The sequence below is a fragment of the Geobacillus sp. PLS 41 genome, assembly GCF_056494105.1.
The window spans coordinates 3,389,671-3,407,032 of the sequence record NZ_CM151395.1 but is presented as its reverse complement, the minus strand read 5'-3'; the positions used below and the strand labels follow the sequence as shown (position 1 = coordinate 3,407,032).

Below are 17,362 nucleotides of genomic sequence, written 5' to 3'. Positions count from 1 at the left end.
AGGGATGACAATGAAACGCGCGTACAACTTCAACGCCGGCCCGTCAGCGCTGCCGCTTCCGGTGCTTGAACGGGCGCAAAAAGAGCTGCTTAATTTTCAAAACACCGGCATGTCGGTTATGGAATTAAGCCACCGAAGCAAGGAATACGAGGCTGTCCATCATGCGGCGAAAGAGCGGCTCAAGCGGCTTCTAAATGTGCCGGACGGATATGACATTTTATTTTTGCAAGGCGGGGCGAGCCTGCAGTTTTCAATGGTGCCGATGAACCTCCTCACGGAAGGGAAAATCGGCTGTTATGTGCTGACCGGGGCATGGTCGGAGAAAGCGCTGAAAGAAGCGCAAAAAATCGGTTTGACAACGGTCGTCGCTTCGAGCAAAGAAGCGAACTACACATACATTCCGCCGCTTGATGACGTCCAATGGCCGAAAAACGCCGCCTATGTCCATATTACGTCAAACAACACGATCTTCGGCACTCAATGGAAGGAATTTCCGAACACGCCGGTTGACTTGGTCGCGGATATGTCGAGCGATATTTTAAGCCGTCCGTTCGATGTCAGTCAATTTGCCCTCATTTACGCCGGGGCGCAGAAAAATCTCGGCCCGTCAGGAGTCACGGTTGTCATTCTCCGCAACGATTTGCTTGAGCGCATTCCGGACGGGCTGCCGACGATGCTTGATTACCGGACGCACCAGAAGAGCAATTCGCTGTACAACACGCCGCCGACGTTTGCGATTTACATGCTGTCGCTCGTGCTCGAATGGGTCGAAGAGCAAGGCGGTGTGGCGGCGATGGAAGAGCGCAACCAGCAAAAGGCGGCCGTGCTGTATGAGGCGATTGATGAAAGCGGCGGCTTTTACAAACCGCACGCCGAAAAGGGAAGCCGTTCGCTCATGAACGTCACCTTTACGCTTCCAAATGAGGAGCTGACGAAAACGTTCCTCGCCGAGGCGAAAGAACGCGGGTTTGTCGGGCTCGGCGGGCACCGATCGGTTGGCGGCTGCCGGGCGTCGATTTACAACGCGGTGCCGCTTGAGGCGTGCGAAGCGCTTGCGTCGTTTATGAACGAGTTCCGCCGCCGTTTTGCCTGAAAATTTCTTCTTCACTTTTACACTGCAAAGTGATATAATGATAGAAAAATTCTCGAGCAAAAGATATAGACGAGGAGAGATGAGGAGAGATGAGCATGAATGTGAGAGCATTAGTATCGATGGCGCTGTTAGTCGGAATCGGAGCCGTGTTGCACGCGGTCATTCCGGGGTTGTTTTTCGGAATGAAGCCGGATATGATGCTGGCGATGATGTTTTTGGCGATTTTGCTTTTTCCAAACGTCAAAGCGGTCGGCCTTGTCGGCGTCGTCACTGGCTTGATCTCAGCCATGACGACGACGTTCCCGGGCGGACAGCTGCCGAATATGATCGATAAGATCATCACCGCCTTTGTCGTGTTTGCCCTAGCGACTTTGATGAAAGCATACAGCCAAACGGTCATTGGGGCTTCAGTGCTGGCGGCAGTCGGCACGGTCATTTCCGGCGGGGTGTTTTTGGCTGCGGCGCTCTTGCTTGTCGGGTTGCCGGGCGGAGCGATGTTTTCGGCGCTGTTTGTCACCATCGTGCTGCCGACAGCGGCGTTGAACGCAGTGGCGATGGCCATCATCTATCCGATCGCATCGTCGATTTTCCGACGGATGAACGTTACAGCGCACGTGTAGACGGCGAAAAACCCGATCATTGCTGGTCGGGTTTTTTGCTATCAAAGAGAGAGTAGGAAAAAAATACTTATGCTCCATTTGTTTTTAACGCGTATTAGACATAGCTGAGAAGCCAAGCGGTGAGCAAGCAAATGAACGCTATTCCAATATAGCGCAAAGTCCGTTCTTTCAGCAATGCTTTCGGCGGGTACGCCCGCGCTTTCCATAAGGCGAAAAATGCGTTTATAAAAAGACAGAAAAATAAGAATCCGACAGCGATAAGCAGCCATTGTATATACACCATGGCATTCTCCTCCTGTATGCGCCAAGCGCCTTATGCTTACTACTATGAATATGCAAAAAAAATCATAAAAATAAATACTTTTGTCTTTATTCCTTTTTGTTTTATTGATATAATGGAAAGTAAAAAATACGGTGAGGGAAGAGTGGGTGGAACGATGAAAGCGACAGAACAGCATTATTCCATCAAAGAGGCGATGTTATTCAGCCAACGAATTGCCCAGCTGAGCAAAGCGCTATGGAAATCGATTGAAAAAGATTGGCAGCGGTGGATCAAGCCGTTTGACTTGAACATTAACGAACATCACATTTTATGGATCGCCTACCACTTCAAAGGAGCCTCGATTTCGGAAATCGCCAAGTTCGGTGTGATGCATGTGTCGACGGCGTTCAACTTCTCAAAGAAATTAGAAGAAAAAGGATTGCTTTCGTTTTCCAAAAAGCAAGACGACAAGCGCAATACGTACATTGAGTTGACCGAAAAAGGCGAAGAAGTGCTGATGAAGCTGATGGAAACGTACGACCCGACGAAAAATGCGGTCTTTAATGGGGCGTTGCCGCTGCGCGAGCTGTACGGGAAGTTTCCTGAAATTTTAGAAATGATGTGCATCGTCCGCAACATTTATGGAGACGATTTTATGGAGATTTTTGAGCGGGCGTTTGAGAACATTAAGGAAGACTTTGTCGAGCAAGACGGCAAGCTCGTCAGGCGGACGGCGAAAGCGACAGAGCAGGAGAAAGAGCTGGCCAGCCAGGCTAATTGACGGTTTGAATGAGCGTTTTCAGCTCGGTCATCAGCGGCACAAACAGTTGTTGGGCCAACATGGCGTCAACCGTTTGTTCGAGCGGAAGGTTCGGATGGAGCATCCCGGCAAACTGCACGAGCAGAGGGGTGAAAATCGTCAACCCTTCCGCTTTTTGCCGCTCATATTGCTCGGCGAGCTCTTGGCAAAACGATAGGAATGCGTCGACTTCTTCTTTGGTCAAATCAGCGCGGATCACAAGGGAGTAAAACGGTTTTTTCGTTTCATCGACCATTTCCAGCAACAATGACTGGTGAAATTCGAGCTTGGCCACTCGCTTTTCCAACGATTCCATATATCGTGCTCCTTTTGGTGACGAAAATGTGACCGTTTTTACGTATATTTTACCGAATTTGTGCGCATTCACCAATAGAAAAATCGGTTTGTGTCCGGAAAAAGAAAAATGATTGATTTCCCGCCATGAACGATGTAAAGTTAAAGCCATGGGCGGCGTTTGGTGAAGATCAAAGAGGAGGGGAACAGTTTTGGTGCTTTCTTTCATCCTCCTGGCGGTTACGGTCTTATTTTTTATCAACCAGCTCACACACTCGCTTTGCGCGCAGCGTGACATCCCGGAGGAGCAGCAGCCGGCGGTTTTTCGCACGATTAATGTCCTGATTACGATTTTATTAATCTCTTCTTACTTTGAAGTGTTGTTTACATGACTTTTCCCTGCTCTGACGGTTGATGCGGGGATTGTTATGTTTTCCTTTTGATGGAGCGAGTTCCATTGTCGTTGCCTCTCCCTTCGTTTCAAGGAAGGCGGCAAAAAAAGGGTGCTCCTTTTGCGGGAGCACCCTCTTTCGTTTAGTAGATGACGCAGGCGCAGCCGACAATGATTAGCAAAATAAACAGCACAACAATCAACGCAAAGCCTCCGGAATAAGGTGCGCTCATCGTAACACCCCCTTTCGGCAAGAAGAAGCCTGTCGAGCGCTTCATCCTCATCATATGTATGGCAAGCGTGCATGTTATGGGCGGATGACTAAAGCGGAAAGAGGTTTTTTTTTCATTGGAAATATGGTATAGTTATTGTCGTGGCTGAAGAGGCGAGCATGTTGTTTCTTGGGCGCCATTCGATCTGCGCCGCTTGAAAGCGTGGGAACATTCAATCGAAAAAAGATGTAGGAGTTGTGAAGCGAATGAAAAAATGGATGATGGCCGCTGCCGTCGTTTCGCTCATGGCTTTGTCGGCCTGCAGCAACGACGGTTCGGAAGCGATTGTGGAAACGAAAAACGGCAATATTACGAAAGACGAATTTTATAATGAGATGAAAGAGCGCGTCGGCAAATCCGTCCTTCGTGATTTGATTGACGAAAAAGTGTTGAGCAAAAAATACAAGGTAACCGATGAAGAGATCGACCGCGAAATCGAACGAATCAAGGAAGCGTATGGAACGCAATATGATTTGGCCGTGCAGCAGAACGGAGAAAAAGTGATCCGCGAAATGGTCAAGCTCGATTTGCTGCGGACGAAAGCGGCCGTTGAAGACATAAAAGTGACGGAGAAAGAGCTGAAGGAGTATTATGACAACTACAAGCCGAAAATTCGTGCCAGCCATATTTTGGTCAAAGATGAAAAAACAGCAAAAGAAGTAAAGGCGAAGCTTGATAAAGGCGAGGATTTCGCCAAGTTGGCCAAAGAATACTCCCAAGATCCAGGCTCGGCGTCCAACGGCGGCGATTTAGGCTGGTTTGGCCCAGGGAAAATGGTCAAGGAGTTTGAAGAAGCCGCCTATAAGCTGAAAGTCGGCGAAGTGAGCGATCCGGTGAAAACGGATTACGGCTACCATATCATTAAAGTGACGGACAAAGAAAAGAAAAAGTCGTTCAACGAAATGAAAGACGAAATTGCGTTTGAAGTCAAACGGAACAAGCTTGATCCTGCGACGATGCAGTCAAAAGTGGACAAATTGGTGAAAGATGCCGGTGTTGAGATCAAAGACAAAGATTTGCAAGATGTGATCGAGCAGCAAGGAAAACAGTAAAAAAACGGAAGCAGAACATCCCTGCTTCCGTTTTTTTATTTGTGGGCTTGACCTTTCTGCTGTTCAACAACGGGAGATCAGCCGAGCTGCTCGCGAATGGCGGCCGCGATCGCCTGCAGGTCAGCGGGCGTATAGTCGCTTGCATGCGACTTCCAGACCGCGCCAAACCCATCCCCTTTGCCGTAGCGTGGAATGAGGTGAAGATGGTAATGGAACACCGTCTGCCCCGCTTGCTCGCCATTGTTGTTCAATAAGTTGAGCCCGACCGGGGAAAATGCTCGCCTGAGTGCATTGGCAATCGTCGGCACTGCGCGAAACAGTTGGCCGGCCGCCTCCGACGTGAGGGTGAAAATGTTTTCCGTATGTACTTTCGGGATGACAAGCGTATGCCCTTTTGTCACTTGGCTGATGTCCAAAAACGCGAGCACATGGTCGTCTTCGTACACTTTCGCCGCGGGCAATTCGCCGTTAATGATTTTGCAAAAAATGCAATCGCTCACTGTGGTCACCCTTTCCTTCCTATTTTCTTCATTTTACCATAAAAAAACCGGGATGTAATCCCGCAACGCAGGTTACATCCCGGTTGGTGAAAAGGGGAGAGGATGATTCAAGCAAATGTGCGTTTGATGAACACCCCATTTGCAGCAAAAATTGGTTCGGCGTGAGCGCTTCCTTTGTTCAACGTGACCATCCCCTTTGGACAGGCTCGTTGCTTCCCAGCAACGAATGCGATGGTCGCTTCCTAGGAACGTTTACAACGTTTTGCGGCTCACAACGGTGTCTTTGACGAACACCCCATTTCGGATGGATCGTTCATCAACTTTTTGATTCCTCATCCCCTCTTCGCTATTTATCATGCCCGGCTTGAGTGAGTTTATGCAAAAGAACGGTGTGATCTTTTTTGGTAAGCGAGGCTATAGTTTGGTACAATGGGGACAAAGGCCAGAACGGAAAGGGAGCGGACGATGACGCTTTTAGAAGTGAAGGATCTATCCGGAGGCTACACGGCGCAAAACGTGCTTGAAGACGTGACGTTTGTGGTCGACCGCGGCGAAATGGTCGCCTTGATCGGCCTAAATGGAGCCGGCAAAAGCACGACGATCAAACATATTATCGGCTTGATGGAACCGCGCCGCGGCGCGATTTCCATTAACGGCTATCGGCTTGCGGACGGGCCGGAAACGTATCGAAGGCAGTTTGCTTATATCCCGGAAACGCCGGTGTTGTATGAAGAATTGACGCTTGAGGAACATTTGCGTCTAGCAGCGATGGCGTACGGGTTGAGCGAAGCAGAGTATGAACGCCGCCTTCCGCCGCTGCTTCGCGAGTTTCGATTGGAGCGGCGGCTTTCCTCGTTTCCGGCTCATTTTTCGAAAGGAATGAAGCAAAAAGTCATGATTGTATGCGCCTTTTTGCTTGAACCGCCGCTTTATATCATCGATGAGCCGTTTCTCGGCCTCGATCCGCTTGCCATTCACGCCCTGCTTGAGCGAATGAATGAACAGAAAGCGAAGGGGGCGGGCATTTTGCTGTCGACGCACATTTTAGCGACGGCAGAGCGGTATTGCGACTCATTCGTTATTTTGCACAACGGCCGCGTCAAGGCCAAAGGGACGCTCGATGACATTCGCCGCCAGTTCGGGCTGCGGGGGGCGTCGCTTGATGAACTGTACGTCGAATTGACAAAGGACGATGCGCCATGATTGACGCCCGCCGTCTTTGGAAGCAGCGTTTCCAATTGGAATGGCGAAAACGGATCCGCTACTTGCGCTATATGTTCAACGACCATTTGCTCGTCGGTTTGATCATTGTGCTTGGCGGCATAGCGGTGATGTACGAGCGCTTTGCGGCGGCGCTTCCTGACTCGTTTCCGTATCCGGCTATTGCGGCGGTCGTGTTCGGCTGGGCGGCGGCCGCTGGATCGGTGCGCACCTTGTTCCGCGAGGCGGATACGGTGTTTTTATTGCCGGCGGAAGAACGGCTCGGTCCGTATATTCAGCGGGCGTTTTTCGTCTCATGGTTATGGCAGGCGTACGGCCTTTCTTTGCTTTTGCTGTTGGCGGGTCCACTGCATGCTCGCTTTTCCCCGGTGTCATGGCCGCTTTTTTTGTTCGGTCTTTTCTGCTTCAAAGGATGGAGCTTATGGGCCAGTTGGCAAGGAAGCTACATCGCCGATCCGTCTTTTCATCGCTTTGGCGCATTTACGCGTTTCATCCTAGCGGCGGTGTTCGTTTATTTGGTGCTGGTTGCGGCCCCATGGCCATTTTTTGTCGTTTTGGTCGGTTTGATGGCCGTTCTGTCCATCTGTTTGTCACGGTTGACGAGAGGAAAAACATGGAAATGGGAACGGATCATCGCGGAAGAACAGCGAGCGGCCACGGCGTTTTACCGGCTGGCCAACTTGTTTACCGACGTTCCGGAATGGAGGGAGGCGGCAAAGCGGCGGCGCTGGCTTGATTCGCTGCTCGCTTTGATTCCGTACGACAAGCGGCATGTGTTTTTTCATTTGTATGCCCGCACGTTTTTGCGCGCCGGCGGGTATGCTGGTCTGTATGTCCGTCTCACTGCGATTGGAGGCTTCATGTTGGCTGTGATCGATCACCAATACGGGCGGGCGGCCATCGCATTTTTGTTTCTTTACGCGACCGCTGTTCAATTGGCCGCGCTGCCTTCCCATCATCGCTATTCGCTATGGCCGCGGCTGTACCCGTTGCCGCAGGCGCAACCGGATGCTGCGGCGGTTCGGTTGCTTTCCATTCTGCTGATTGGGCAAAATACGGTATTCCATCTCGTACTGTTGGCTGTTTCCCCGCGCCTTCTTTGGCTCGCCACTTGGCTTGGCGGAAACATATGGGGGCTTTGGATGGCAGGGCGGTACGTGCGCCTGCAACGTGGGCAGAAAGCCGGACGCTAGTGCTGTTTGTGCTGGCGCCGGCGTTTTTCATTTTCAATGGATGGCCGAAGCTTTCACACCTTTTTTCCCGCTTCATATGCTGTAGTACACCGGCCTGGGCGCATGTCCAGCGGGTCGGGCTGGAAGTTGGGAAGAAAGGGGAATGATTCATGGGTGTAGAGCTTGTAGCGCTGCACTGGATTTACTTGCTGTTCATCGTGCTCATTATTGGGTTTATGGTCGCCCGCAAAGATACATCGCTCATTTGCATTGCCGGCATCTTTTTATTGGCGGCGGTCGCTACCCATTCGTTGAGCGCGGCGGTCAGCGGAGTGTTTAACAGCTTTATTTACGCGATTACGGAGCTATTGCCGACGATTTTAGTCATCTCTATTATTGTGGCGATGAGCAAAGTGTTGTCGGCCACCGGCATCAATGATGTCATGGTTTCGCCGTTTGTCCGTTTCATCCGTACGCCGGCTTGGGCGTATTGGACGATCGGAATTTTGATGATGATCATTTCTTGGTTTTTCTGGCCGTCTCCGGCTGTTGCTCTCATGGGTGCCGTTTTGTTGCCGGCAGCGGTCCGAGTGGGCTTGCCGGCGTTGGGAGCGGCGATGGCGATGAACTTGTTCGGGCATGGCATCGCGCTTTCCGGCGATTTTATCATCCAAGGGGCGCCGAAATTAACGGCCGATGCCGCCGGGCTGCCGGTCGGCGATGTCATCGCTGCCAGCGTTCCGCTTGTTTTTGTCATGGGGGTCGTCACAACGGTCACCGCGTTTTCCTTGCTGCGCCGTGACATGAAGCGAGGGCGCCTGGCAAGCGGGGAGGCGGAAATGGCTGCAACGGTCGATTCGACGCTGGAAAAAACAAGCCATTTCCTGACGGGACAAACGAAAAAATGGCTTGCGCTGTTGATTCCAATTTTGTTCGCCCTTGATGTCATCGCGATGTTTTATTTGCGGTTGCAAGGCGGGGAAGCAACCGCCTTGGTTGGTGGGACGGCGATTTTCATTTTGATTCTCATCTCCGTTCTCGCCCATCGGCAAGAAAGTTTTGCGGAAGTGACCAATTACTTTATTGAAGGGTTTCAGTTCGGGTTTAAAGTGTTCGGACCTGTTATTCCGATCGCTGCGTTTTTCTATCTTGGCGATGCGGGGTTTGTGAAAATCATCGGCGACTATTTGCCGCAGGCATCGCAAGGCATTGTCAACGATTTAGGGGCTGCCTTGGCTCACGCGGTGCCGCTGAACAATGAGGTGGGGGCGGTTACGCTCACAATCGTCGGGGCCATTACTGGTCTTGACGGTTCCGGATTTTCCGGCATCTCGCTCGCCGGTTCGGTTGCTCATTTGTTTTCTGTAGCGATTGGCGGCGGAGCGGCGACGTTGACGGCGCTCGGCCAAATCGCCGCCATTTGGGTCGGCGGCGGCACGCTCGTTCCGTGGGCGCTCATTCCAGCGGCAGCGATCTGCGGGGTTGACCCGTTTGAGCTGGCGCGCCGCAACCTCATTCCTGTTGCTGTCGGCTTGGTGGTTACGACCGTTGTCGCCATGTTTCTCATCTGAACAGAAAGCTGTCCCGTGCGGCCGGGGCAGCTTTTTTGCTATAATGGGCATGAACTGAAAAATCGGTCGATTTTTTGACAGTTCGCCTTCTTCTCTATACATTGGGTACGGAAAGCTGTATAGTGAAAGGGAGATAGGCAATGTTTGAAGGCAAGAAAAGGCGAAATCGTTGACGGGATTGTGAGGACAGAAAGGCGGATGGAGATGGCAAGACAGATCAACGATACATTTTTGCGCGCCTGCCGCGGCGAACAAACGCCGTACGTGCCGGTTTGGTATATGCGGCAAGCCGGACGGTCGCAGCCGGAGTATCGGGCGCTGAAAGAAAAATATTCGCTGTTTGACATTACGCATCAACCGGAGCTTTGCGCGTACGTCACGAGACTTCCAGTTGAGCAATATGGCGTCGATGCCGCCATTTTATATAAAGACATTATGACACCGCTGCCGGCCATTGGCGTGGACGTCGAGATTCAGGGCGGCGTCGGGCCAGTGATCGCGAATTCGATTCGCTCGCTTCAAGACGTCGAGCGGCTCGGGGAGATTGATCCAGAACATGATGTGCCGTATGTGTTTGAAACGATCCGGCTCCTTGTCAACGAACAGTTGGATGTGCCGCTCATCGGGTTTGCCGGGGCGCCGTTTACGTTGGCGAGCTACATGATTGAAGGCGGTCCGTCAAAAAATTATCATAAGACGAAAGCGTTCATGTATGCTGAACCGAAAGCGTGGTTCGCCTTAATGGACAAGCTCGCTGAGATGACGATCCGTTATGTGCGGGCGCAAATTCGGGCAGGGGCAAGCGCTGTGCAAATTTTTGATTCTTGGGTTGGCGCCGTTAGTGCTGACGATTACCGGACGTTTATCAAGCCGGCGATGGCGCGCATTTTTGCCGCTTTGCGGGAAGAAGGGGCTCCGCTCATTATGTTTGGCGTCGGCGCCAGTCACTTAGTGCATGAGTGGAACGACTTGCCGCTTGATGTCATCGGCCTTGACTGGCGGCTGTCGATTCGCGAAGCGCGCCGCCAAGGCATTGTCAAAGCGATTCAAGGCAACTTGGATCCGGCGGTGCTTCTTGCGCCGTGGGACGTGATCGAAGAACGGGTGAAGCGCATTTTGGACGAAGGGATGGAACGGCCGGGCTACATCTTCAACTTAGGCCACGGCATTTTTCCGGATGTTCAGCCGGCGACACTGAAGCGTCTGACCGCTTTTATCCACGAATATACGTCAACGAACTAAACGAGGGGGTGGCACAATGGTGAAAAAAACAGTGGGGCTGCTCGTGATGGCGTACGGAACGCCGTACCGGGAAGATGATATTGAACGTTATTATACGCACATTCGCCATGGGCGCAAGCCGCCGCAGGAACAAATCGAGGATTTAAAAGCGCGCTATCGGGCGATCGGCGGGTTGTCGCCCCTTGCGAAAATTACGGAAGAGCAGGCGAAACGGCTCGAGGAGCGGCTGAACGAAGTGCAAGATGAAGTCGAGTTTCGCATGTATTTAGGGCTCAAACATATTGAGCCGTTCATTGAGGATGCCGTCGAGCGCATGCATGATGACGGCATCAAAGAAGCGGTTGGGATCGTCCTAGCCCCTCATTATTCCACATTCAGCATTCGCTCGTACAATGAGCGGGCGAAAGCGGCAGCGGAAAAGCTCGGCGGACCGACCATTTACACGATTGATCAATGGTATGACGAGCCGAAGTTTTTGCAATATTGGGCAGAACAAGTGCGGGCGATTTTTGCCGCCATGCCGGAACGTGAGCGGGAGCGAGCTGTGCTGATCGTATCCGCACATAGTTTGCCGGAAAAAATTATTCAAGCCGGTGACCCGTATCCAACGCAGCTCGAAGATACAGCGAAACGAATTGCTGATCAAGCCGGCGTCGCCCACTATGCCGTCGGCTGGCAAAGCGCCGGTCAGACGCCGGAACCATGGCTTGGGCCGGACGTGCAAGACTTGACGCGCCAGCTTTACGAAGAGCGCGGCTATACGTCGTTCGTTTACGCGCCGGTCGGTTTTGTCGCCGACCATTTGGAAGTGTTGTATGACAACGACATTGAGTGCAAACAGGTGACGGAAGAGATCGGCGCCCGCTATTACCGACCGGAGATGCCCAACACGAATCCATTGTTTATTGATGCATTGGCGTCGGTTGTGTTAAAGCGGTGGGCGGAAGAAGGCGATCGACATGAATGAAGGGCAACGGACGGTCGTCATCATCGGCGGTGGCATTACCGGCTTGACGGCTGCTTACTACTTGCAAAAAGCGATTCGAGAGCAACGCCTCCCACTTGCATGCAAACTTGTCGAGGCGACGCACCGGCTCGGCGGAAAAGTGCAGACGGTCGTCCGCGACGGTTTTGTCATTGAACGCGGTCCAGACTCGTTTTTGGCGCGGAAAACGAGCGCGTTTCGCCTTGTGAAGGAAGTCGGCCTTGAACATGAGATCGTTCATAACGCGACCGGAACATCGTACATTTTGGTCAACGGCAAACTCTATCCCATTCCGGGCGGAGCGGTGATGGGCATTCCGACGCGCATCGCCCCGTTTTTAACGACCGGACTGTTTTCCCCGGCCGGCAAGCTGCGGGCGGCGCTTGACTTTGTGCTGCCGCCGGTGAAAGTCGATGGTGATATGCCGCTTGGCCGCTTCTTCCGCCGCCGCCTCGGCGATGAGGTGGTGGACAATCTCATCGAACCGCTACTTTCCGGCATTTACGCCGGCGACATTGATGAGATGAGCCTAATGGCGACGTTTCCACAGTTTTTTCAGCTTGAGCAAAAATACGGAAGCCTTGTCCGTGGAGCGAGACGAACGACGCCGAAAGAGCAAAAAGAGCGGAAAGGGGCGTTCCAGACGTTAAAAACGGGCTTGCAGTCGCTCGTTGATGAAGTGGAAAAACGGCTTGAGCCGGGCAGCGTCATCAAAGGGGTGCGTGTCGAGCGGATCGTTCGCACCGATTCGGCGTATCGGCTGCAACTGAGCACAGGAGAGGTGTGGGGGGCAGACGGCATCATCGTGACAACGCCGCATCATGTTGTGCCCGACATGTTCGCTGACTATCCGTTTTTCGCCCCGTTCCGTTCAGTGCCGCTGACGTCGGTGGCGACGGTGGCGCTCGCATTTCCGGAGGAGGCGATCCGCCAAGACATTGACGGCACCGGGTTTGTCGTTTCGCGCCGCAGCGATTACACGATGACAGCGTGCACATGGACGCATAAAAAATGGCCGCACACCGCGCCGCCTGGCAAGGCGCTCTTGCGTTGCTACGTCGGGCGCCCGGGCGATGAGGAGATCGTCGACCAACCTGATGATGAGATCGTCCGTGTTGTATTGGATGATTTAAATAAAGTGATGAACATCGCCGGCCAACCGGAGTTCGCCGTCATCTCGCGCTGGAAGCGGGCCATGCCGCAATACACGGTCGGGCACCGCGAGCGGCTGGCGAAGATTAAGGAGCAGATGGCGTCCGAGTTGCCGGGGGTGTTTTTGGCCGGCAGCTCATACGAAGGGCTCGGATTGCCGGATTGCATTGACCAAGGCGAAAAAGCGGTGCGTGACGTGCTTCTGTATTTGCAACAAGCGCCAGTTCAACAGACGTCCGATCTGTACAGCAGCGTCCGTTAACCAACGGTTTTCCAACGCCCTGGTCCGTTCGCCGCTCACATTTGGACGTCGGTGCGGCCGCCCGCCGTTTGAAGCGAAAAGCAGCGGATGGCTGTTTGTCTCTTTTGGTTCGTGGAAGTGGTTTCCGCTGCAAAAGGGATGTGAAAAGAACGTGGGAGAAGCTTCAACGGCGCTTCTACCCATTTGCTTGGAAAGGATGAGGGAGCAGGAAGAAATTCCGTCCCCAATGCGACGGCCCTTTACATCCATGTTGTTTGATAGTATAATGGATACGGATTGACCAAATTGTTCATTTAGTCAGTTTGAAGGATGAGGAGTATGGCAAGCGACCGCAAACGGCAAATCATCGAAGCGGCGGCCCAATCGTTTGCTGCCTTTGGCTACAAGGCGACGACGATGGAGCAGATCGCCAAGCTCGCCAACGTCGGCAAGGGGACGATCTATACGTTTTTTAAAAGCAAAGAGGAACTGCTTGATGAAATCGTCTCCGGATTGATTATGGAAATCAAGGCGGAAGCGGAGCTGGCGATGGACTCGTCGCTGCCGTTTTCCGAAAACGTCCACCGCGCCTTGTACCGCATTTTGGAATTTCGCCAGCGCCATCAGCTGACGGCGAAGCTGCTTCAAGAAGTGCGCAATATCGGTACGGCGGCGGTGCAAGAAGTGCTTGCCAAACTGGACCGGGCAATGGTCGAGTTCATTCGGCAAAAAATTGATGCGGCGGTGGAAAAAGGGGAGATTCGTCCGTGCAATTCGGAAATTACGGCATTTTTGATGCTCAAGACGTACATCGCCTTGATCGTCGATTGGGAAAAAGATCATGAACCGTTGACAAAAGAACAAATTGCTGAATTGTTTACGCTCTATTTTTTGCAAGGATTGTCGAGATAGATGATCCTCTTTTTTTGTTGGAAATTGACCATGCGGACAATTTGGTCATCTGTACAAAGGAGGGAGCGCCATATGCTGCGAAAAGAGCTGCGGGCCATCGTGCTCCGCCCGAATTTGCTTGGCATTTGTTCACTTGGATCATCAGCATAACATTTATGATGATTGTTCAATTCCTTGTCACCGTGTTTGACAACTCAGGCCGGTTTCTTGCCATTTTGCTATTGATTGCCCAGCTAGTTGGAAGCGCCGGCACGTATCCGATTGAGCTCGTTCCGGGTGCGTTGCAGTCGCTTCATCCGTGGCTGCCGATGACCCATGCGATCCGTGGGTTGCGAGCAGTCATTTCAAGCGGCGATTTCTTGGTCATGTGGAAGGAAGCTGCGATATTGCTTGCGACAGCCGCGGTCTTTGCCTTGGCGACGCTCGTGTATTTTCTCCTTCGGTATCGCCGCCGTTATGCGGTATGGACGGAAACAGCAGCTCAAACGTGATGATTGAACCATGCCGTCTCGAAGGCGTCCTAAAAAGATTGGGACGCCTTTTTGCATTGGCCAATATCGGAATCAAACAACAGATGGAATTAAAACCATTTTCTAGGACGAGGGATTGCTTTTTGCGGATGGGCCGCCATTAGAACGTTGTGTGTGATGGCGCCCCTGAGATTGGCAAAAAAAAAATGCCTCTTAGCTGGAGGCAGTCAAGAGAAAAGGCAGGCTGCATTGGGGAACAGCCAAACGCCGGCGGGGCAGCCGGCGAACGTGACGCAAGGGCAGCGTCCGCTCACCTATTGGCGGTAAGCGGCGCCAAGGCAATCAGAGCACGTGTTGCCGTAGCATTCATGCTGCTCGTCAATCTCTTTGCCGCAGTGCGTACATTTTTTAGGTGGCAAGTTTCTGAAAAATTCCAACACTTTCATCAACATTCCGATCCCCTCCGTTGTCTTGGTAATTTTATTGTATTATAACACATAACAAAATGTCAATAGGTGTTTTAAAACAAAAATCAACAAAGATGAAAAAATAGGCGCGGTTGTGTATGATGAAGACAAAACGAATGGAAGGAGAGAACCGAAAATGAAAGTGACGGTCATCGGCTATTGGGGAGGGTTCCCGGCCGCCAATGAAGCGACATCGGCGTATTTGTTCGAGCATGACGGATTTTGCCTGCTCGTTGATTGCGGCAGCGGGGCGCTTGCCAAGCTGCAAAACTATACGGCTGTGGAAAACTTAGATGCGGTCATCATCTCCCATTACCATTACGACCATATCGCCGACATCGGCCCGCTCCAATACGCGCGTCTCATTCATAAAAATTTGGGAGCTGACCTTCCCGTCTTGCCGATTTACGGCCATGTGGAAGACGAGGCGGCGTTTTCCCGCTTGACGCACAGCGGCATTACGGAAGGAATTGCCTATGACCCGAATGGGACGCTGGCTGTTGGACCGTTTTCGATCACATTTATGAAAACAGTCCATCCGGTGCCATGCTACGCGATGCGCATTACTGCCGGCGGCAAGACGGTTGTTTATACGGCCGATTCAAGCTATATACCGGAGTTTCTTCCGTTTGCCAAAGGAGCCGACTTGCTCATTTGCGAGTGCAACTTTTACGCTGGGCAAAACGCGGCGCCGGCTGGGCATATGACGAGCGAGGAGGCGGCGGCCATCGCAGAGGGAGCACGTGTCGGAGAATTATGGTTGACGCATTTGCCACACGTTGGCCGGCACGAGCAGCTGGTTGAGGAGGCTGGCCGGACGTTCCGCGGTGTCATCCGCCTCGCCCGCACCGGCCTAACATGGGCGCAATAGGCCAAAATAAGAGAGAGCAGCAAAGGAAACGCTTTCCCTTGCCCTTTGCTGTTCTTTTTTTTATAATAAATATAGTTCGAATTTTTTTACTTATAAAATGAATGGTCATTCATTCATTTTGGGGGAGGAGCGTATATGAACGTAACGACGCGGTTGGCGCAAATCGCTAAGCAGTTGCCGGACAAGGAAGCGTATGTGTTCATGAAAGAGCGGTGCACGTATCAACAATTGGACGAAGCCATTTCCCGATTTGCCGACGGGTTGGCGCGGCTTGGCGTTCGCCGAGGCGACCATATCGCCTTGTTGCTTGGCAACTCGCCGCAGTTTGTCATCGGCTTGTACGGGGCGTTGCGGCTTGGGGCGACCGTCATTCCGATCAATCCCATTTACACGCCCGAGGAAATTTCTTATATTTTGCACAACGGCGACGTCAAGGCGGTGATCGGCCTCGACTTGCTCGCTCCGTTGTTTGTGGAGGCGAAGAAGCGGCTTCCGCTGCTCGAGCATGCGATCGTTTGTGAAACGCCGGAAGGGAAGGAGAAAGGTGTTTCGCTGTCGGAAGGGATGAAATCGTTTGCAGAAGTGTTGGCGGACGGCAGCCCGGACTTTACCGGACCTGAACTGGGTGATGACGATGTCGCCGTCATTTTGTACACATCGGGGACGACCGGCAAGCCGAAAGGGGCGATGCTCACTCATAAAAACATATACAGCAATGCGCAAGATACGGCTGATTATTTAGGCATCAATGAAAACGATCGCGTCATCGCCGCGTTGCCGATGTTTCATGTCTTTTGCTTGACCGTGGCGCTCAATGCCCCGCTGATGAACGGCGGAACGGTGCTCATCATGCCAAAGTTCAGCCCAGCAAAGTTGTTTCAGCTAGCCCGAGAGGAAAAAGCGACGATTTTTGCCGGCGTGCCGACGATGTACAATTTCCTTTATCAGTACGAAGGTGGAAGCGCGGACGATTTGCGGACGCTCCGCCTTTGCATCTCAGGAGGCGCTTCAATGCCGGTCGCTTTGCTTGAAAACTTTGAGAAAAAGTTCAACGTCATCATTTCGGAAGGATATGGGCTTTCGGAGGCGTCCCCTGTCACCTGCTTTAATCCGCTCGATCGGCCGCGCAAGCCTGGTTCGATTGGAACGAACATTAAAAACGTTGAAAATAAGGTCGTCAACGAATACGGAGAAGAAGTGCCCGTCGGCGAAGTTGGCGAGCTTGTCGTTCGCGGGCCGAACGTCATGAAAGGGTACTACAAAATGCCTGAAGAGACCTCGGCCGCCTTGCGCGACGGCTGGCTGCACACCGGTGATTTGGCGCGCATGGACGAGGACGGCTATTTCTACATCGTCGACCGAAAGAAAGAGATGATTATCGTCGGCGGCTACAACGTGTATCCACGCGAAGTCGAAGAAGTGCTGTACAGCCATCCGGATGTCGTTGAAGCCGCGGTGATCGGCGTGCCGGACCCGGATTACGGAGAGGCGGTGCGGGCGTATGTCGTCGCGAAAAATCCGGAGTTGACGGAAGCAGAGCTCATTGCTTACTGCCGTGAGCGGTTGGCAAAATATAAAGTGCCGAGCGCGATTGACTTTTTGGACGAGCTGCCGAAAAATGCGACAGGAAAAATTTTGCGAAGAGCGTTAAAAGAGCGGCTCGCGTCTTCCCATGCTTGATGGTGCTGAATTTTCAGCACCTTTTCTTTTTTTTGAATAGTATATTGAAAACAAGTAGATAAATTTATATAATTTAACACATAAAAGTTTAAAAG

20 protein-coding genes are annotated in these 17,362 nt (G+C 52.3%); 15 read left to right on the top strand and 5 right to left on the bottom strand.

Annotated elements, in window-relative coordinates; genetic code table 11:
• Positions 1-10 precede the first annotated feature (10 nt).
• Both serC and ACVX3G_RS17000 read left to right on the top strand, forming a co-directional pair.
• A complete protein-coding gene (gene serC / locus ACVX3G_RS17005; RefSeq protein ID WP_011230153.1) occupies positions 11-1,093 on the top strand; it encodes a 3-phosphoserine/phosphohydroxythreonine transaminase in 1,083 nt (360 codons plus the stop codon).
• Positions 1,094-1,188: 95 nt separating this feature from the next.
• Positions 1,189-1,713 carry a tryptophan transporter gene (locus ACVX3G_RS17000; protein WP_014194991.1) on the top strand — a complete coding sequence of 175 codons (525 nt, stop codon included), beginning with the start codon at positions 1,189-1,191 and terminating at the stop codon, positions 1,711-1,713.
• Positions 1,714-1,807: 94 nt separating this feature from the next.
• Here ACVX3G_RS17000 and yhzF read toward each other — a convergent pair whose 3' ends face one another.
• Positions 1,808-1,996 carry a membrane protein YhzF gene (yhzF, locus tag ACVX3G_RS16995; protein WP_013146234.1) on the bottom strand — a complete coding sequence of 63 codons (189 nt, stop codon included), beginning with the start codon at positions 1,994-1,996 and terminating at the stop codon, positions 1,808-1,810.
• Positions 1,997-2,150: 154 nt separating this feature from the next.
• On the opposite strand from yhzF, the gene ACVX3G_RS16990 reads away from it, so the two are divergent.
• Complete coding sequence (locus ACVX3G_RS16990) at positions 2,151-2,756, top strand: HTH-type transcriptional regulator Hpr (protein WP_196795225.1); 606 nt, start codon at positions 2,151-2,153, stop codon at positions 2,754-2,756.
• Here ACVX3G_RS16990 and ACVX3G_RS16985 read toward each other — a convergent pair.
• Positions 2,749-3,090 carry a YhaI family protein gene (locus tag ACVX3G_RS16985; protein ID WP_033011588.1) on the bottom strand — a complete coding sequence of 114 codons (342 nt, stop codon included), beginning with the start codon at positions 3,088-3,090 and terminating at the stop codon, positions 2,749-2,751. The genes ACVX3G_RS16990 and ACVX3G_RS16985 overlap by 8 nt on opposite strands.
• Positions 3,091-3,280: 190 nt before the next feature.
• On the opposite strand from ACVX3G_RS16985, the gene ACVX3G_RS16980 reads away from it, so the two are divergent.
• Positions 3,281-3,460: a hypothetical protein gene (locus tag ACVX3G_RS16980; RefSeq protein ID WP_014194994.1), complete on the top strand. Its 180-nt coding sequence runs from the start codon at positions 3,281-3,283 to the stop codon at positions 3,458-3,460.
• Positions 3,461-3,602: 142 nt separating this feature from the next.
• On the opposite strand, the gene ACVX3G_RS16975 is transcribed toward ACVX3G_RS16980, so the two are convergent.
• Entirely contained in the window at positions 3,603-3,692 is a 90-nt protein-coding gene (locus tag ACVX3G_RS16975; RefSeq protein ID WP_021322511.1) for a YjcZ family sporulation protein, read from the bottom strand.
• A 245-nt stretch (positions 3,693-3,937) separates the two neighbouring features.
• Here ACVX3G_RS16975 and ACVX3G_RS16970 point away from each other — a divergent pair, with 245 nt between their 5' ends.
• Positions 3,938-4,783, top strand: a complete 846-nt coding sequence (locus ACVX3G_RS16970) for a peptidylprolyl isomerase (RefSeq protein ID WP_021322512.1) — start codon at positions 3,938-3,940, stop codon at positions 4,781-4,783.
• A gap of 77 nt (positions 4,784-4,860) precedes the next feature.
• On the opposite strand, the gene ACVX3G_RS16965 is transcribed toward ACVX3G_RS16970, so the two are convergent.
• Positions 4,861-5,283 (bottom strand): HIT family protein, encoded by a 423-nt coding sequence (locus tag ACVX3G_RS16965; RefSeq protein ID WP_014194996.1) that lies wholly within the window; start codon positions 5,281-5,283, stop codon positions 4,861-4,863.
• A gap of 465 nt (positions 5,284-5,748) precedes the next feature.
• Here ACVX3G_RS16965 and ACVX3G_RS16960 point away from each other — a divergent pair, with 465 nt between their 5' ends.
• From ACVX3G_RS16960 to ACVX3G_RS16925, 8 genes are all read left to right on the top strand, one after another.
• On the top strand, positions 5,749-6,486 hold the full coding sequence (locus ACVX3G_RS16960; protein WP_011230161.1) for an ABC transporter ATP-binding protein: 738 nt from the start codon (positions 5,749-5,751) through the stop codon (positions 6,484-6,486).
• Positions 6,483-7,697: an ABC transporter permease gene (locus ACVX3G_RS16955; protein WP_014194998.1), complete on the top strand. Its 1,215-nt coding sequence runs from the start codon at positions 6,483-6,485 to the stop codon at positions 7,695-7,697. The genes ACVX3G_RS16960 and ACVX3G_RS16955 overlap by 4 nt, the downstream gene beginning before the upstream one ends.
• Positions 7,698-7,846: 149 nt before the next feature.
• Positions 7,847-9,247 carry a hypothetical protein gene (locus ACVX3G_RS16950; protein WP_014194999.1) on the top strand — a complete coding sequence of 467 codons (1,401 nt, stop codon included), beginning with the start codon at positions 7,847-7,849 and terminating at the stop codon, positions 9,245-9,247.
• 204 nt (positions 9,248-9,451) lie between these two features.
• Complete coding sequence (gene hemE, locus ACVX3G_RS16945; protein WP_033845559.1) at positions 9,452-10,489, top strand: uroporphyrinogen decarboxylase; 1,038 nt, start codon at positions 9,452-9,454, stop codon at positions 10,487-10,489.
• Between the two features lie 16 nt (positions 10,490-10,505).
• Positions 10,506-11,456, top strand: coding sequence for a ferrochelatase (gene hemH, locus ACVX3G_RS16940; protein WP_014195001.1), 951 nt, complete (start codon positions 10,506-10,508; stop codon positions 11,454-11,456).
• Positions 11,449-12,888, top strand: coding sequence for a protoporphyrinogen oxidase (gene hemY / locus ACVX3G_RS16935; RefSeq protein WP_014195002.1), 1,440 nt, complete (start codon positions 11,449-11,451; stop codon positions 12,886-12,888). Before hemH ends, hemY begins: the two co-directional genes overlap by 8 nt.
• A gap of 318 nt (positions 12,889-13,206) precedes the next feature.
• Entirely contained in the window at positions 13,207-13,779 is a 573-nt protein-coding gene (locus ACVX3G_RS16930) for a TetR/AcrR family transcriptional regulator (protein WP_011230167.1), read from the top strand.
• Positions 13,780-13,937: 158 nt separating this feature from the next.
• Positions 13,938-14,270, top strand: coding sequence for an ABC-2 transporter permease (locus ACVX3G_RS16925; RefSeq protein ID WP_014195005.1), 333 nt, complete (start codon positions 13,938-13,940; stop codon positions 14,268-14,270).
• A gap of 293 nt (positions 14,271-14,563) precedes the next feature.
• Here ACVX3G_RS16925 and yhfH read toward each other — a convergent pair whose 3' ends face one another.
• Positions 14,564-14,701 carry a protein YhfH gene (gene yhfH / locus ACVX3G_RS16920; protein ID WP_014195008.1) on the bottom strand — a complete coding sequence of 46 codons (138 nt, stop codon included), beginning with the start codon at positions 14,699-14,701 and terminating at the stop codon, positions 14,564-14,566.
• 151 nt (positions 14,702-14,852) lie between these two features.
• On the opposite strand from yhfH, the gene ACVX3G_RS16915 reads away from it, so the two are divergent.
• Positions 14,853-15,587 (top strand): MBL fold metallo-hydrolase, encoded by a 735-nt coding sequence (locus tag ACVX3G_RS16915; protein WP_015374046.1) that lies wholly within the window; start codon positions 14,853-14,855, stop codon positions 15,585-15,587.
• Between the two features lie 135 nt (positions 15,588-15,722).
• On the top strand, positions 15,723-17,267 hold the full coding sequence (locus tag ACVX3G_RS16910) for a fatty acid--CoA ligase family protein (protein ID WP_014195010.1): 1,545 nt from the start codon (positions 15,723-15,725) through the stop codon (positions 17,265-17,267).
• Positions 17,268-17,362 lie beyond the last annotated feature (95 nt).

Excerpts from the sequence above, each read along its gene's own strand:
- serC (WP_011230153.1), top strand. The coding sequence starts at position 11 with ATGAAACGCGCGTACAACTTCAACGCCGGCCCGTCAGCGCTGCCGCTT.
- hemY (WP_014195002.1), top strand. The coding sequence starts at position 11,449 with ATGAATGAAGGGCAACGGACGGTCGTCATCATCGGCGGTGGCATTACC.
- ACVX3G_RS16930 (WP_011230167.1), top strand. The coding sequence starts at position 13,207 with ATGGCAAGCGACCGCAAACGGCAAATCATCGAAGCGGCGGCCCAATCG.
- ACVX3G_RS16960 (WP_011230161.1), top strand. The coding sequence starts at position 5,749 with ATGACGCTTTTAGAAGTGAAGGATCTATCCGGAGGCTACACGGCGCAA.
- ACVX3G_RS16955 (WP_014194998.1), top strand. The coding sequence starts at position 6,483 with ATGATTGACGCCCGCCGTCTTTGGAAGCAGCGTTTCCAATTGGAATGG.
- ACVX3G_RS16975 (WP_021322511.1), bottom strand. The coding sequence starts at position 3,692 with ATGAGCGCACCTTATTCCGGAGGCTTTGCGTTGATTGTTGTGCTGTTT.
- hemH (WP_014195001.1), top strand. The coding sequence starts at position 10,506 with ATGGTGAAAAAAACAGTGGGGCTGCTCGTGATGGCGTACGGAACGCCG.
- ACVX3G_RS16970 (WP_021322512.1), top strand. The coding sequence starts at position 3,938 with ATGAAAAAATGGATGATGGCCGCTGCCGTCGTTTCGCTCATGGCTTTG.
- yhzF (WP_013146234.1), bottom strand. The coding sequence starts at position 1,996 with ATGGTGTATATACAATGGCTGCTTATCGCTGTCGGATTCTTATTTTTC.
- ACVX3G_RS16990 (WP_196795225.1), top strand. The coding sequence starts at position 2,151 with ATGAAAGCGACAGAACAGCATTATTCCATCAAAGAGGCGATGTTATTC.
- ACVX3G_RS16910 (WP_014195010.1), top strand. The coding sequence starts at position 15,723 with ATGAACGTAACGACGCGGTTGGCGCAAATCGCTAAGCAGTTGCCGGAC.
- ACVX3G_RS16985 (WP_033011588.1), bottom strand. The coding sequence starts at position 3,090 with ATGGAATCGTTGGAAAAGCGAGTGGCCAAGCTCGAATTTCACCAGTCA.
- hemE (WP_033845559.1), top strand. The coding sequence starts at position 9,452 with ATGGCAAGACAGATCAACGATACATTTTTGCGCGCCTGCCGCGGCGAA.
- yhfH (WP_014195008.1), bottom strand. The coding sequence starts at position 14,701 with ATGTTGATGAAAGTGTTGGAATTTTTCAGAAACTTGCCACCTAAAAAA.
- ACVX3G_RS16915 (WP_015374046.1), top strand. The coding sequence starts at position 14,853 with ATGAAAGTGACGGTCATCGGCTATTGGGGAGGGTTCCCGGCCGCCAAT.
- ACVX3G_RS17000 (WP_014194991.1), top strand. The coding sequence starts at position 1,189 with ATGAATGTGAGAGCATTAGTATCGATGGCGCTGTTAGTCGGAATCGGA.
- ACVX3G_RS16925 (WP_014195005.1), top strand. The coding sequence starts at position 13,938 with ATGATTGTTCAATTCCTTGTCACCGTGTTTGACAACTCAGGCCGGTTT.
- ACVX3G_RS16950 (WP_014194999.1), top strand. The coding sequence starts at position 7,847 with ATGGGTGTAGAGCTTGTAGCGCTGCACTGGATTTACTTGCTGTTCATC.